Below are 13,937 nucleotides of genomic sequence, written 5' to 3' on the forward strand. Positions count from 1 at the left end.
AGCAGATGCCGTCCGCTTCACTCCGAAGCAGCCGCGACCGGTTGCCTGAGGATGGTGCGCAGCTTCTCCGGCGCGGTCCTGCGGAAGTCGCTGAGGTAGATCTCGTGGTGCTTACCGACCATGCGCAGCCCGTTGCCCGGGACGAACTCGTCGTGCAGTTCCGCGAGGACGTCGGCTTCGTCGTCGAACGACCCGACGTGGAGCGTCTGCACGCAGCGCCCCTCCTCGACGGATTCGAGGCGGATGTCGCCGAGTCGCACCGGCGTGCTCGTCGCGGCAACCTGGTCGACGGCGGCGGCGACCAGGTTGCGTTCGATCCATTCCGGAACCATGACCATCAACGTCCAGTTCCAGCGGGATTCATCCCGTGCAGAGGTGAACGACGCCATGTCCTCCGACCACCACAGCCCCTCCAGCGGCGGGACGACATAGTCGCGGCCCAGCTCACGCTTGCTCGCGAATTTCAGCTTGAACGCCACGGGGTAGAGCGTCTCGATCGCGTCGGCGAAGGCAGATGAGGTATTCGGGTCGCCGGCGCCGTCGACCATGAGGTACTGCATGTCCGGCACGTCCACGATGCGGAATTCACCGCGCGTCGCGCGGTAGGAGTCGAGTGTCTTCTTGAAGTCGATCTTGTCGGCCATCGGGTACCCGGACTCACACTGCGAGCCACTACCTTTCACCGGTCGCGCGGAGGAATCACTCCGGGAAGCCTACCCAGGACGACATCGTGCCGAGTCGATTCCGCGTGACCGGTCGCAGCCGCAGGCCCCTCATCCCGACGCCGCGAGAGAGATAGCCACCGTGGGCAGGACGAGCCACCCGGTCCCGGCGTCGGGCACGACGCGTTGTTCTCCCGATTCCCCCTCGTGGTTCTGTGCGGGTGGCACGGACGTCCGGCGTGCCCTCGCGCCGAACGGGCTTCGCCGTGACTTCTTGCGGGCCATGGGAGCTCCTCGTGACGGTGAGTCGGGAACCCGGCTGTTCTCCGCCGAGCGGTGCTGGGTGTCGAAGTGACGAGAGGTGTCAGGAAGCGATCAGCCGGCGGAACGAACTGCGGTGGAACACGATCGGTTCCACCTGCGCGTCGGTGAGCAGGTCGTTGATTCGAAGCACGACGATGGCGTGATCACCGGCCGGTACCTGCTGCTCGACCGTCAGATCCATGCGCACGCTCGTGCCCGACACGAACACGGCACCTCCCTCGCGGGTCTCGGTGTCGATCCCCACGAATCGGTCACCGTTCTTCGCGGCAAGTGCCCTCGCCGCGCCGTCGTGCTCTTCACTCAGCACGCTGACGCCCAGGTGCGGGAGCGACGACAGTTGTGGCCATGTTCTCGAGGTGTGCTGCACGCAGAAAGCGACGAGCGGCGGGTCGAGCGAGACCGGCACGAACGTGCTCGCGGCGAGCCCGACACGCTCGCCGTGCACCTCGGCACAAATCGCGACCACGCCCGACGGAATCTGCGCGAAGGCCCGACGGAGCGCGGTGCCGTCGAATGTGCTCGACGCCTCGGGTCGTTCGGCTTCGGGTCGTTCGGCTTCGGATCGTTCGGCCTCGGAGGGTTCGGCCCCGCCTGCCACGACGGCGATCGTCATACGGCCACCTTTCGGTTGTTCGGTCTGCTCCCGCGAGGACGACACGAGGCGTACGTCATCCTTCGCTGCGCAGACCGGCGGGAACACCGTTTCGCTCTGCTCGAGCAAAAGGCGGACCGACGTCGGCGGGGTCGTCTCACGGCCGGTCGGTAACCTTGACCGGATGAGTGTTGCGGATTCTCCCTCAGCGCCCACCGACGGACTCGCCGGATGGGCGCTCGACCTGATGGATCGACTGGGCGGTGTCGGAGCCGGCCTTGCGATCGCTCTCGAGAACTTTTTTCCTCCGCTTCCCAGCGAGGTCATCCTTCCGCTCGCCGGGTTCGCTGCGAGCCTCGGCAGCTTCACATTGTTCGGGGCGCTGTTCTGGACGACCCTCGGTTCGGTGCTGGGGGCGCTGGGGTTGTATTCGCTGGGACGGTGGGTCGGTGAGGACCGTCTGCGGAAAGTGATGCACAGACTTCCCCTGGTCGACGTGGAGGACCTCGACCGCACGACGGAGTGGTTCCGCAAGCACGGTCGCAAGGCCGTGTTCTTCGGCCGCATGGTGCCCATCTTCCGGAGCCTCATCTCGATTCCCGCAGGTGTGACGCGAATGCCGCTGTGGCAGTTCACTGCATTCACCACCGCGGGCAGCCTGGTGTGGAACACGATCTTCGTGTTCGCGGGTTATCAGCTCGGGGAGAACTGGCAGAAGGTCGAGCCGTACGCCGAGATCCTCCAGTACGTTGTCCTCGCGGTGGTCGTCGTGGTCGTCGGCTACGGGGTGCAGCGCCGGGTCCGCTCCCGTCGCGCCCAGAAGACCAGCGCCTGACCCACGGGAGGTCCCGATGTTCGGACGCGACGCCCACACGTGGTCTCTCATCCACGCCGAACGTGCCGCACTCGCCGCCGACCTGAGCAAGATCGACGACACGCAGTGGGCAACGCAGTCGCTGTGCGATCGCTGGACCGTCGAAGAAGCTCTCGCGCATCTCACCGCAGTCGCGAGCATCGGGCCGATGCGCTGGTACCGCAGCGTGCTGGGTGCACGGTTCGACTTCGACCTCCACAACGCCCGCCGGATGGACGAGCACCGAGGCGCCACGCCCGCGGAGACGCTCCACCGCTTCGACGACGTCGTGCCTGCGACGGCCGCGCCACCCGGACCGGCGGCCGCGTGGCTCGGCGAGGTGATCGTCCACTCCCAGGACATTCGGCTTCCGCTGGGACTGCCCTACACACCCTCACCCGAGCTGGTCCGTCCAGTGGCCGAGTTCTACGCGCGACGCAACTTCGCGGTCGACAGCCGGAGCACCGTGGACGGTCTGCGGGTCGAGGCCTCGGACAGCACGTTCGCTGCCGGTTCCGGTCCAGCGGTCACCGGCACGACTCTCGCATTGACGATGGTCATGGCCGGTCGCCCCGCCTACTGCGACCACCTCGACGGCCCGGGCGTCCCCACCCTCCGGGCTCGCCTGTCCGCGCCGGTGGCGGACTGACGTCGCTCAGCCCCAGATCACGATCGACGCGCACGCCGCGCCCACGATCAGGACGGTCACCGCGTCCCCGGCGCCGAGGCGTGGCCGGGTCCGGACGACGGGACGCGGACCCCGCACCGACAAGGCATCGCCGAGGTCGCGTACCTGCCGCATGGACACCGACGCCACCGCGCCCACCGTGTCGATCAGTTCGGGCCACCACCCCTTGGGATTGCGGATGCCGGGCCGCCCGCGCAACCGGCGGGCAGCGAACAACATCCGGAGCTCGCCACGGATCGTGGGGAGCATCCGCAGCGCGAGCGCGCACACCGTCACCCACTCGTCGACGGGGAGCCGCACCCACCGCAGCGGCGCCAGGAGCACGGGCAGCGCGTCAACCAGATCAGACAGGCTCGTCGTCCATCCCACCAGCGACGCCAATACCAGCAGGCACACCCCCAGCAGCAGTGCCCGCACGTAGCTCGTCAGTCCGCCACCAGCAACGTTGAGCGCGGCACCGAAGGCCAGGAAAGCGAACACCCACCACGGGATCGTGGGGACCACTCCTCGCGGAATACGGGCCACCAGCAGACCGGTCAGGAGGACCGCCGCAATAATCCCGAGCGCCGTCCACGAGGGAATGAAGCTCACGACGACCGACAGCGCGACGGCCGCCAGGATCTTCGTGCCCGCCCACACCCGGTGGAGTGCGGTGACGCGCGGTACGGGCCGCAACAGGATCAGCGGCCGGCGTTGATCTTTCGTTCCACGATCTTTCATTTCGTCACCGCGCCGATCTGCTCCACGATCCGTCCCGCCTCGAGCACTACGGTGCGTGAGCACACCTCTTCCATTCCGTGCAGGTCGTGGGAGATCACCACGATCGTGACGTGGTCGACCGCCCGCAGGTGAGCGAGGATCGACACCAGTTCGCGGCGCCCGGGCACGTCCAGGCCCGCAAGGGGTTCGTCGAGCACCAGGACGCGGGGAGTGCGGGCGAGCTGGGCTGCGAGCGCGACCCGCCGCATCTCACCACCGCTGAGCCGGTCGATCGGGCGGTCCACGAGATCGGGTCCGAGCCCTACCCTGTGCAGCACCGCCGCAACGTAGCGCCGGTCGGTGTGGGGCAGGCCCGCCACGTCCGAGATCTCCTCCGCGACCGTCGGACGCTGAAGTTGCAGCCTGGCCTGCTGGAAGACGAACCCGACGTCACCGTGCAGGTCCGCCGTCGGAGTGGCCTGCAGGAGACAGGTTCCGTGCGTGGGCCGGTACAGCCCCGCCATGATCCACGCGAGGGTGGATTTGCCCGAGCCGTTCGCACCCACCACCAGAACGCCCTCCCCGCGGCACACAGTGAGAGTCACGTCGCGCAGCGCGGTGTGGGCCCACGGTGTGCGGTCCGCGTAGGTGTAGGTGACGTCGCGAAGTTCGAGGACCGGTTGCGGAAACGTCGGCGCAGCGGCGATCACCGGCGCGAGACGAGGTTCCGCGACCGGGGCAGCCACGATCCGCCCTCCCGCGAGATGCACGACGCGATCGGCCGCAGCCGCCTCGTCGTCGAGATGCGTGACGAGCACAACGGTGGTGCCCTCCCTGGCCACCTCGGCGAGCAGGTCGATCAGCGCCGATCGGCTGGCCGCGTCGACCATCGCGGTGATCTCGTCGGCGATGAGCAGCGAGGGGCGGCGGCCGAGCGCACCGGCCAGTGCGAGCCGCTGGAGCTGGCCCCCCGAGAGATCTTCGGTGGGCCGGTCTCCCATACCGGCGAGCCCCACCCGCGCGAGCACCGCATCGGCGTCGACGTCGTCGACTCCCCAGCGCAGGTCTTCCTCGACCGTGCGGCCGAGCACTTGGCTTTCGGGATGCTGAAACACCGTCACGGTGCCACCGGGTTGCCCGAGGCCGACGGGGCCGGGCCGGTCGACGAGTCCGGCGGTGGGGTCGAGGCCCGCGAGGATGCGCGCGAGCGTCGATTTCCCGGACCCGTTCCTGCCGACCACCGCCACGAACTCACCCGGACCGATCGTGAGGTCGACGTCGGACAACGCGTCGACGCTCGCACCGGGATAGCGGTAGGTGACGAGGCGCAGGGCCACCGGGAGCGGGTTCGGCTCGCCGGAGCGGGCGCCGGCCGGCCACTCGGCCGACTGTGTACTCCACGTGCTGCGCACCGACACGAGCCGGAAGATCCCGAAACACAGCAGAGCGGTGCCGACGATGCCGGCCACCACGGCGCTGCCGATCCACACCCACCACAAACGCACCATCAGGTCGATGGTCTGCTCGAAGGTGCGGACGAAGTCGTCGCCGGCGCCTGCGGCTTCGACCGCTCGGGCCGTGCCCCGCATCGACGACGCGAGCGCATCGAGCAGCAGTACCCGGGTCTGCTCGAACAGAAGCAGCAAACCGATCACCCCAGCGGCAAGCAGCAGACCGATCGGCACGGCGCCCGCGAAGATGACGAACACCGCCGACTTGCCCCACCTTCGGTCGGCGAATCCGACGAGCGCCCCCACGGCTGCGAGAACGAACACGGTCGCCACCGCGAACGGTCCCGCCGCGATGAGGGCCACGACACCCGATGCGACGGTGGCCGCAACCACGGATCGCACCCGGCCGGCGGCTGCGAGAAATGCGATCGGCAATGCCACGAGCACCTGCGCCACCCCCACCGGAATAAATCCGGTGATCACGGTGAGCACGGCGGTCAGTGATCCGAACACCGCCGCAGCAGCTGCTTCGGGCGGTCGAAGAGGTCCCCTGGTCCGGGGAGCGATTACCGAGTGCACCGGTCCCAGTGTGCCAGCGCAGGCACTCCCCCGAACGATGACTTCCCGCGCCCGCACGAGTCGGTACGTGCACGGACGCAGAGAGTCCGCACGGGCCCCACCGACGGAAGGACCCCGCTCATGCCCTCCACCGCACATCCACTCGTCGAAGCCGAACGACGCGATCTCGTCTCCGTGCTCGAACAACTCACCGAGCAACAGTGGAGCGCTCCGTCCCTGTGCCGCGGATGGAGAGTGCGAGAGGTGGTCGCGCACACGACGATGCCGTATCGCTACGGCATACCGCGACTCTTGCTCGCCATGGTCAAGGCGCGCGGGAACTTCGATCGTGCCGCCGACGCGTGCGCCCGCGCCGACACGCAAGCGATGACCGACGCCGACCTGCTCGAGTGTCTGCGCAGCAACGTGGCGCATCCGTGGCAGCCGCCGCGCAGCGACTCCTCCGCCGCGCTGTGGCACGAAGTGATCCACGGACTCGACATCACCGTCGCCCTCGGAGTCGACCGGCGGGTGCCGGACGAGCGGATCGCGATGCTCCTGGGGTCGGTCTCACCGGAGAGTGTCCGCTACTTCGGAGCGGACCTCGACGGCATCCGCCTGTGCGCCGACGATCACGACTGGGAGTACGGATCGGGGGACACCGTCAGCGGCGACACACAGCATCTGCTGCTTGTGCTCACCGGACGCTCCCTTCCCCCTGGACTACTGAAAGGCGCACCCGCCGAACGGTTCACCACTTCGGTCTAATGCGGAGGAGTCATTTCGACCCGGACACCGACCAGACGCACCTCGCGTTCGTGATCGAACCGATCGAGCAGAGCGACGGCCGCGTCCCCGATCCGGTCGGCGTCGAAAGTCGGTCCGGGAAGCGGCGCGCTCGCCGTGTGCGTGGTGAAGGGCGCGTACCGGATCTTCAGGCCGACACGGACGCCCTCCCTGTTTTCGGCACGAATATCGTCCGTCGCCTGTGCGGCGAGCCGCCGGACGTGCTGCGCCAGTTCATCCCAGTCGGCGACATTGTGCTGGAACGTGGTTTCGCGACTGTGCGATCGGGCCACCCACGGCTCCCCGGTGACCGTCGCGGTGGCCGCTCCGCGACCGAGCCCGACCAGCCAGGGACCGATCTTCGGCCCGAACTTCTGCGCCATGACGTCGACCGGGGCCTCAGCGAGTTCGCGGACCGTGTGAATGCCCTGCGCGGCGAGTTTCTTGGCGGTGCGAGAACCGATACCCCACAGTGCCGCCGGGTCGCGCTCCCCCATCACCGCGAACCAGTTGTCGCGAGTGAGGCGGAAAACTCCGCGCGGCTTCCCGAAGCCGGTCGCGATCTTGGCGCGGAGGATGTTGTCGCCGATGCCGACCGAACAGTGCAGCCCCGTCGCATCCAGAACGCCGGCCTGGACGCTGCGCGCGAACGCCTCCGGGTCGTCGGTCTCGACGCCGAGGAACGCCTCGTCCCAGCCCAGCACGTCCACGACGACGTCGAAGCTGCGCAAGGTGCTCATCACCACGTCCGAGACCTCGTTGTACGCGTCCTTGTCGACCGGGAGAAAGATCGCATCCGGTAGCTTCTTCGCCGCCACGCGCAGCGGCATCCCGGATCCCACGCCGTACTCGCGCGCCTCGTACGACGCCGTGGACACCACACCCCGTTCCGTCGGGTCGCCGCGGCCACCCACCACAACCGGCTTCCCTGCCAATTCGGGACGACGCAGGACCTCGACGGCAGCGATGAACTGATCGAGGTCGACGTGGAGCACCCACGCCGTCACGGCGCCCGGCCGTCCTGGGTCATCGAACCGCACGTCACCGCATCACGGTAAGTCTCGGCGCTCCCCCGCCACGAGGGTTTCGGGACAAAGCCGGAGGCCGCTGTCGTGACCGTGGTCGCGAGCGCTCCCGTCGGAGATGTCCCTGCCACCTACGCCGGGTGTAACGAAAAACACATTCGGCGCGACATCCCTACCGAAGCTAAGCGGAACAAAGAAGGGCTCATCGTGGCACACGACCGGCTGCTGTTCATCGGCCATCCCGACGCCGGAGAAGTCGCGCAATGGAGTGCGTTGCGCGATCTCGCTCCCCAGCGGGGACTGGTCCCCACCCGCAAGTTCGAACCCGGTGAGGTCGTCTGGGCGGTAGCGCCCGGTGGTGTCCTCGACAGCACGACGTCGGGCATGCCGTCGCGGATGGTCGATGCGTTGCGTGCCGCCCACATCCCCTGCACGAATGCACTGGACGCGATCCGTCACGTGTACTGACCAAACGCTCGGCCGCGGCTCAGCCCACCTGCCCGGACGGCGTGGCCGCCGACAGCGGAGTGCCGAACTGCGTCCGCAGCCCGAACGCTTGGTCGATCACCCGCTCCCCCAGCCGCACGCGCTCGGCGAGGGTTCCGGTGAGCAGCACCCAGGACCGGCCGGTCGCCGTGAGCATGTCGACGAACCACTCCGTCATCTCCGCCCGGATGTCTTCCCCGTCGCGTATCCCGTCCTGCACGAACGGGACTCCTACGTGATCGGTGACGAGGTAGAGGGCATCCCGGTCGGGAACCTCCGTCCACGCGCGCCGGCTCTCCGGGCCGAGGTAGCGCCGCTCCCAGACGGTGGTCGCGACCGCGTCGGTGTCGCACACGAGCACCGGTGATCCGGTCCGTGCCGCCTCCTCCTCGAGGCGGGTCTGCTCCGCGGCGATGTGCGCGAAGTCGTCGCCGGTCCAAATGATGTCGTGCATCGTCGCGGCTGGATCAAGATCTTTCATTCGATCGAATGTGTCCACGGTGGCCTGTCGCCCGTACTCCGGCACCCACCGCGTCCGCTCCCACACCCCGCCCCGGCTGCGGTAGTGCTCCGCCAGGGCGCGGCTGACCGTCGTCGTGCCGGTGGATTCGGCACCGAGAACCACGATGCGTGTCGTCAGGCCCGCGCGGGCGGGCGCGTCGAGGTCCTCCCACCGTCCCGCGAGATCGGCGCGACACGCGGTTCCTGACGCCGGATACACGACGCGGTCGACGTCGACGCATACATGGTTCGACGAAAAGCGTTGCGCCAGTTCGTCACCGTACTTCTCACTGGAAACCACCGCGTCGACCGGGATGTCGGTGACCGTCCGCACCGCGGCGCGCATGCAGGCGACCTGCGCCGCCCAGACGGTGTCCGAGCCGAAGTCCATCGGTGCGTCGCACACGATTCCGGTGACGGTGACTCCGCGGTCGGCGCGGTGTGTCTCCCGCATCCACGCCACCCTCCGGTCCAGCGGGATCGACTCTGCGGCGGACGCCATGACGACCACGGTGACGCGGTCGGCGACGCGTGCCGCGCTGCGCACCAGATGGTGGTGCCCGATGTGCGGTGGGTAGAACTTGCCGATGACGAGTGCATGCCGGTACATCACGCCACCCGTGCGAACTCGGGCGTCCTCACGCGGGTGCTGCGCCAGGCGATCAGGCCGCGCACGCAGAGCAGCAGGAAACCGGTGTAGAGCAGCGCCGTCAGCGTGAGCCCTTTGTGCAGATAGAGCGGTATGTAAATAAGATCGGCGGCGATCCACAGCAACCACGACTCCCACCGCTTGGTGGCCTGACCCCACGTCGCGAGCAGCGAGAGGACGGTGGTGGCCGCATCCCAGAACGGCACGGTCGACGGGGTGGCGGTGTCGAGTAGAACGGTCAGCGCGGCGGTGCCGGCGATGCCCGCGCCGGCGAGCCACAGCCACTCGCGCCCGCTGGTGCCGGTCACGGGCAGCACCCCACCGTCGTGTCCCCGCACCCAGTTGGCCCAGCCCCACACCGCCAGCCCGATGTAGACGATCTGCAGTCCCGAATCCGCGTAGAGGCCGGCGGTGGCGAACAGCAAGATCCAGACGAGGTTGTTGACGATGCCGATGGGCCAGTTCAACGCGGACTGCCGGCCCACCAGGTACACGCACCACGCACCGGAGAGGAAACCGAGGACCTCCGCCCACGTGGTGGGAGCGCCGAGGGCGGTGAACGCCGTCGAGTTCAGGAATGTGAGCATGGCGATCCTTTCACTGGTGCCAGTGATTAGATCAGTATTGCGCTAAGTGCGCAACGGGTGCTCAGACCGTGGCGCCCTCCGTGACGTGGTGGCGTCCGAGCGGCAGCATCAGAGGCTTGCCCGACACCGGATCGGAGATCACGCGGCTGTCGAGCCCGAATACTGCCCGCACCGTCTCGGTCGTGAGAACGTCGGACGGATCACCCGCCGCATAGATATCGCCCTCGGCAATCGCCACGAGGTAATCCGCATACCGCGCAGCCAGGTTCAGGTCGTGCAGCACCATGACGATCGTCGTGCCACGAGACCGATTGAGATCGGTGAGCAAATCCAGCACCTCTATCTGGTGGCTCACGTCCAGGAAGGTGGTGGGCTCGTCGAGCAGCAGCACGTCGGTCTGCTGGGCGAGTGCCATCGCAATCCAGACTCGCTGCCGCTGCCCGCCGGAGAGTTCGTCGACGTGTCGCTCGGCCAACTCGGTCGTGTTGGTCGCGGCAAGGGCATCGGCCACCGCTGCGTCGTCCTCCCGGCTCCACCGCGACAGCACCCGCTGGTGCGGATGCCGGCCCCGCCCGACCAGGTCGGCGACGACGATGCCTTCCGGCGCGATCGGCGACTGCGGAAGCAACCCCAGCGTGCGCGCGAGTTGCTTTGCCGGCAGGCGGTGTACGTCTTTACCGTCGAGCAGCACGTGCCCCGAGCGCGGCGCGAGCAGGCGCGACATCGAGCGCAGCAGTGTCGATTTGCCGCAGGCGTTTGCCCCGACGATGCACGTGATCTGTGCCGGCGGCACCACGAGGTCGAGCGACTCGACGACAGTACGGCCGCCGTACCCGAGTTCGAGGTCTTCGACGACGAGGGTGTGGGCTGCGGTCACAGCGAACCTCCCGAGCGGTTGGAACGAATGATGAGGTAGACGAGATACGGCGCGCCGAGCACACCCGTCACGACACCGACGGGATAGCGGGTGCCGAACGCGTACTGCCCGCAGAAATCCGCGACGAGCACGAGCAGCGCACCGACCAGCGCCGCGGGAACGACGAGGGAGGTGCCCGGCCCGACGATGCGGGCGGCGATGGGCCCGGACAGGAACGCGACGAACGCGATCGGGCCGGCGGCCGCGGTGGCGAACGCGATGAGGCCCACGGCGGCGATGATGAGCACGATGCGGGTGCGTTCGACGCGGACACCGAGCGCCTGCGCCGTGTCGTCGCCGAGTTGGAGCATCGACAGGTTGCGCGTCTGGCCGAGCAGCACCGGTCCGAACACCGCCAGCGCGACGAGCACCGGGACGGTGGCTGTCCACGTCGTTCCGTTGAGGCTTCCGGTGAGCCAGCGCGTGGTCTCCTGCAGATCCCACGTCGCCGCCGTACTCAGCAGATACGAGGTGAGGCTGTCGAGCATGGCGGCGATGCCGATGCCGATGAGGATCAGCCGGGTGCCCGCCACGCCGTTCCGGAACGAAAGCGCGTAGATCAGCAACGCGACGGCCAGGCCCGCCACAATCGCGACCGCGGAGACCTGCGAACCGCCGAGCGAGAGCACGATGATGGCGAAGGCTGCGGCGGCGCTCGCACCGGAACTGATACCGATGATGTCGGGGCTGGCAAGAGGGTTGCGCAGCATCGTCTGGAAGGTCACGCCGCCGAGGCCGAAGCAGATTCCGGCGACCACCGCGAGCACGGTTCGGGGTAACCGGAGTGTGCCGACGGTGAAGGACGCACCGGGAACGTTCTCCCCCAGGATCACTCGCATCACGTCGGACGGCGGATAGAACGTCTTGCCGAACATCAGACTTGTTGCGAACGCGGCGGCCACGAGCACGACCAGCAGGGCGATGATGCCGCGTCTGCGCCGTCCCCGCCGAATGCGGTTCGCCGCAACGGTGTCGGTTCCGGAGGTGGAGGTATCGAGGATGGCGGTCACAGTTCGCGTATCTTCTGGCGTCGGACGATGTAGATGAAGAAGGGTGCCCCGATCAGGGCGGTGATGATGCCCACGTCGATCTCACTGGGCCGAGCCACGACCCGGCCGAGGATGTCGGCTGCGGTGAGCAGGGCGGCACCGGTCAGTGCGGAGAACGGCAGCAACCATCGGTTGTCGACGCCGATCAACATCCGGCACAGATGCGGCACGACGAGCCCGACGAAAGCGATGGGTCCTGCGATGGCGGTCGCGGCACCGCAGAGAAGTACCGCTCCCAGCGCCGCAATACCCCGCGCGATTGCGACTCGCTCACCGAGACCGGCGGCGACCTCGTCGCCCAAGGCCAGCGAGTTGAGGCTGCGCGCGGAGAGCAGCGAGACCGCGAATCCTGCGACGAGGAACGGCAGGGCCTGCGAGATGGCGTCGAAGGTCGCGCCGCCGACACCACCGATCTGCCACGACCGCACGCTGCCGGCGATGTCGTTTCGCGGCAGCACGACAGCGGTGATGAACGACGCGAAAGCTGCCGACGTGGCGGCTCCCGACAACGCGAGCTTGAGGGGTGTCGCACCGCCGCGCCCGAGAGAGCCGACGGTGTAGACGAATACGGCCGCGATGCCTGCACCGAGAATGGCGACCCAGATCGTGCTGGTCTGCGTCCACAGCCCGAAGTAGGCCATGCCGACGACCACCGCGAGCGAGGCACCCATGTTGACGCCGAGAATCCCCGGATCTGCCAGGGGGTTTCGGGTGACGCCCTGCATCACTGCGCCGGCGAGGCCGAGAGCGGCACCGACGAGGAGCGCGAGCACGGTGCGGGGAATGCGCTTGGCCACGGCGCCCTGCCCGATGTTGTCCGTCGACCCGCCGAGCGCGGCGAGGATGTCGGACCAGTCGACGTCCCGCGACCCGATGACGACGGACGCCACCGTCAGCGCGACGAGCACACCGGTCAGAACGAGTAGCCACAGCAGACGGCCGAACGTCGGGCGCCCCGTGGTGAGGGCGCCCGACGTCGAATCCGGTTGGGTTACAGTCACTCCGGCGAGCCGGCAGCAGCCTTCGCGAGCAGGTCGACGTAATCGCCGAGCACCCACGAGATAGCGAGCGGAGTCGGGTTCGCGGCCGTGCCCAGCGGGCCGGAGCCGTCGAGGAACACGATCGAGTTGTTGGCGACCGCCGGCATCTGCGAGAGCAGCGGGTCAGCCTTCAGTGCGTCTACCAGGGCCTGATCGCCGTAGGTGACGATGATCTCGACATCATCGAAGACGTCGACGCGCTCGGCACTGACCTTCTTGGAATACTCCTCGCCGGTCGACGCCTCGGCGACACTCTTCGGAGTGGACAGACCCAGGTCTTCGAAGAACGCGGAACGGGTGTCCTTGGCGGTGTAGAAGCTGACCTGGCTCAGGTCTGCGGTATCGACGTGCGTGAGGAACATCGTCGACTTGCCCTCGAGACCCGGATGCGAGGCCACCTCGTCGGCGATCTGCTGCTCGATATCGGCGATGAGGGCCTTGCCCTCTGCCTCCATGCCGAGGCCCATGCTGTTGTAGAGGATGGTGTCGCGCCACGACGTCGCCCACGGCGCCTCGGGGAATGCGACCACCGGGGCGATGGCGCTCAGGGTGTCGTAGGTTTCCTGCGTCAATCCCGAGTAGGCCGCGAGGATCACGTCCGGGTCGGTGTCGGACACGGCTTCGAAGTCGATGCCGTCGGTCTCGTCGAAGAGCACCGGGGTCTCGCCGCCGAGTTCCTCGAGCTTCTCCTCGACCCACGGCAGCATGCCGTTGTTGTCGTCGTCGCCGAAGTTCGCGGCGGCCATACCGACGGGGACGATGCCGAGGGCCAGCGGCACCTCGTGGTTGGCCCAGTTCACGGTCGCGACCCGGGTGGGCTTGTCCTCGATCGTGGTGGTGCCGAAGGCATGCTCGATCGTGACCGGGAATGCACCGGGTCCGGTCTCGGAGGCAGCGGTGTCCGCAGAATCCGACGAGTCGGAACCACAGGCCGTCATGCCCAGTGTGACCGCGACTGCCGCCGCGGCCACTGTCAGGAAGCGCTTGGAACGCATGGGGGATTACTCGCTCTCGTGCAAGGGGTGACCACACTCCCACAACCGCGGGATTAGGTGAGGTTTGCCTAAACCG

At 68.0% G+C, this 13,937-nt stretch carries 16 protein-coding genes; 4 read left to right on the top strand and 12 right to left on the bottom strand.

Annotated features, from left to right (window positions below; all coding sequences use genetic code 11):
- Nucleotides 1-17 precede the first annotated feature (17 nt).
- The 3 genes from ACFWU2_RS06425 to ACFWU2_RS06435 all read right to left on the bottom strand — a co-directional run bounded on the left by ACFWU2_RS06425 (nucleotide 18) and on the right by ACFWU2_RS06435 (nucleotide 1,599).
- The gene (locus ACFWU2_RS06425) at nucleotides 18-644 is read right to left on the bottom strand and encodes a GyrI-like domain-containing protein (RefSeq protein ID WP_378602701.1); all 627 of its coding nucleotides are present in this window, start codon (nucleotides 642-644) and stop codon (nucleotides 18-20) included.
- 129 nt (nucleotides 645-773) lie between these two features.
- Complete coding sequence (locus tag ACFWU2_RS06430) at nucleotides 774-947, bottom strand: hypothetical protein (RefSeq protein ID WP_378602704.1); 174 nt, start codon at nucleotides 945-947, stop codon at nucleotides 774-776.
- Between the two features lie 79 nt (nucleotides 948-1,026).
- Nucleotides 1,027-1,599 carry a flavin reductase family protein gene (locus ACFWU2_RS06435; RefSeq protein ID WP_378602707.1) on the bottom strand — a complete coding sequence of 191 codons (573 nt, stop codon included), beginning with the start codon at nucleotides 1,597-1,599 and terminating at the stop codon, nucleotides 1,027-1,029.
- Nucleotides 1,600-1,762: 163 nt separating this feature from the next.
- Between ACFWU2_RS06435 and ACFWU2_RS06440 the strand changes: the two genes are divergently transcribed.
- Nucleotides 1,763-2,413 carry a DedA family protein gene (locus ACFWU2_RS06440; RefSeq protein WP_378602710.1) on the top strand — a complete coding sequence of 217 codons (651 nt, stop codon included), beginning with the start codon at nucleotides 1,763-1,765 and terminating at the stop codon, nucleotides 2,411-2,413.
- A gap of 16 nt (nucleotides 2,414-2,429) precedes the next feature.
- The gene (locus ACFWU2_RS06445; RefSeq protein ID WP_378602713.1) at nucleotides 2,430-3,080 is read left to right on the top strand and encodes a maleylpyruvate isomerase family mycothiol-dependent enzyme; all 651 of its coding nucleotides are present in this window, start codon (nucleotides 2,430-2,432) and stop codon (nucleotides 3,078-3,080) included.
- A gap of 6 nt (nucleotides 3,081-3,086) precedes the next feature.
- On the opposite strand, the gene ACFWU2_RS06450 is transcribed toward ACFWU2_RS06445, so the two are convergent.
- The gene (locus ACFWU2_RS06450) at nucleotides 3,087-3,839 is read right to left on the bottom strand and encodes an energy-coupling factor transporter transmembrane component T family protein (RefSeq protein WP_378602716.1); all 753 of its coding nucleotides are present in this window, start codon (nucleotides 3,837-3,839) and stop codon (nucleotides 3,087-3,089) included.
- Entirely contained in the window at nucleotides 3,836-5,782 is a 1,947-nt protein-coding gene (locus ACFWU2_RS06455) for a DUF2232 domain-containing protein (RefSeq protein ID WP_378602719.1), read from the bottom strand. Before ACFWU2_RS06455 ends, ACFWU2_RS06450 begins: the two co-directional genes overlap by 4 nt.
- Nucleotides 5,783-5,968: 186 nt before the next feature.
- On the opposite strand from ACFWU2_RS06455, the gene ACFWU2_RS06460 reads away from it, so the two are divergent.
- Nucleotides 5,969-6,595, top strand: a complete 627-nt coding sequence (locus ACFWU2_RS06460) for a maleylpyruvate isomerase family mycothiol-dependent enzyme (RefSeq protein ID WP_378602722.1) — start codon at nucleotides 5,969-5,971, stop codon at nucleotides 6,593-6,595.
- On the opposite strand, the gene ACFWU2_RS06465 is transcribed toward ACFWU2_RS06460, so the two are convergent.
- Nucleotides 6,592-7,620 carry a DNA polymerase IV gene (locus ACFWU2_RS06465; protein WP_378602725.1) on the bottom strand — a complete coding sequence of 343 codons (1,029 nt, stop codon included), beginning with the start codon at nucleotides 7,618-7,620 and terminating at the stop codon, nucleotides 6,592-6,594. The genes ACFWU2_RS06460 and ACFWU2_RS06465 overlap by 4 nt on opposite strands.
- 225 nt (nucleotides 7,621-7,845) lie before the next feature.
- On the opposite strand from ACFWU2_RS06465, the gene ACFWU2_RS06470 reads away from it, so the two are divergent.
- Nucleotides 7,846-8,106: a hypothetical protein gene (locus ACFWU2_RS06470; protein ID WP_378602728.1), complete on the top strand. Its 261-nt coding sequence runs from the start codon at nucleotides 7,846-7,848 to the stop codon at nucleotides 8,104-8,106.
- Between the two features lie 19 nt (nucleotides 8,107-8,125).
- Here ACFWU2_RS06470 and ACFWU2_RS06475 read toward each other — a convergent pair whose 3' ends face one another.
- From ACFWU2_RS06475 to ACFWU2_RS06500, 6 genes are all read right to left on the bottom strand, one after another.
- Entirely contained in the window at nucleotides 8,126-9,235 is a 1,110-nt protein-coding gene (locus ACFWU2_RS06475) for an AAA family ATPase (RefSeq protein ID WP_378602731.1), read from the bottom strand.
- Entirely contained in the window at nucleotides 9,235-9,861 is a 627-nt protein-coding gene (gene pnuC / locus ACFWU2_RS06480) for a nicotinamide riboside transporter PnuC (protein ID WP_378602734.1), read from the bottom strand. Before pnuC ends, ACFWU2_RS06475 begins: the two co-directional genes overlap by 1 nt.
- 61 nt (nucleotides 9,862-9,922) lie before the next feature.
- Entirely contained in the window at nucleotides 9,923-10,738 is an 816-nt protein-coding gene (locus ACFWU2_RS06485) for an ABC transporter ATP-binding protein (protein ID WP_378602737.1), read from the bottom strand.
- Nucleotides 10,735-11,787 (bottom strand): FecCD family ABC transporter permease, encoded by a 1,053-nt coding sequence (locus ACFWU2_RS06490; protein ID WP_378602740.1) that lies wholly within the window; start codon nucleotides 11,785-11,787, stop codon nucleotides 10,735-10,737. The genes ACFWU2_RS06485 and ACFWU2_RS06490 overlap by 4 nt, the downstream gene beginning before the upstream one ends.
- Nucleotides 11,784-12,827 (bottom strand): FecCD family ABC transporter permease, encoded by a 1,044-nt coding sequence (locus ACFWU2_RS06495; protein WP_378602743.1) that lies wholly within the window; start codon nucleotides 12,825-12,827, stop codon nucleotides 11,784-11,786. Before ACFWU2_RS06495 ends, ACFWU2_RS06490 begins: the two co-directional genes overlap by 4 nt.
- A complete protein-coding gene (locus tag ACFWU2_RS06500; protein ID WP_378602746.1) occupies nucleotides 12,824-13,861 on the bottom strand; it encodes an iron-siderophore ABC transporter substrate-binding protein in 1,038 nt (345 codons plus the stop codon). The genes ACFWU2_RS06495 and ACFWU2_RS06500 overlap by 4 nt, the downstream gene beginning before the upstream one ends.
- Nucleotides 13,862-13,937: the final 76 nt, after the last annotated feature.

Source organism: Rhodococcus sp. NPDC058639 (assembly GCF_042717545.1).
In the GTDB taxonomy this organism is placed as follows: domain Bacteria; phylum Actinomycetota; class Actinomycetes; order Mycobacteriales; family Mycobacteriaceae; genus Rhodococcus.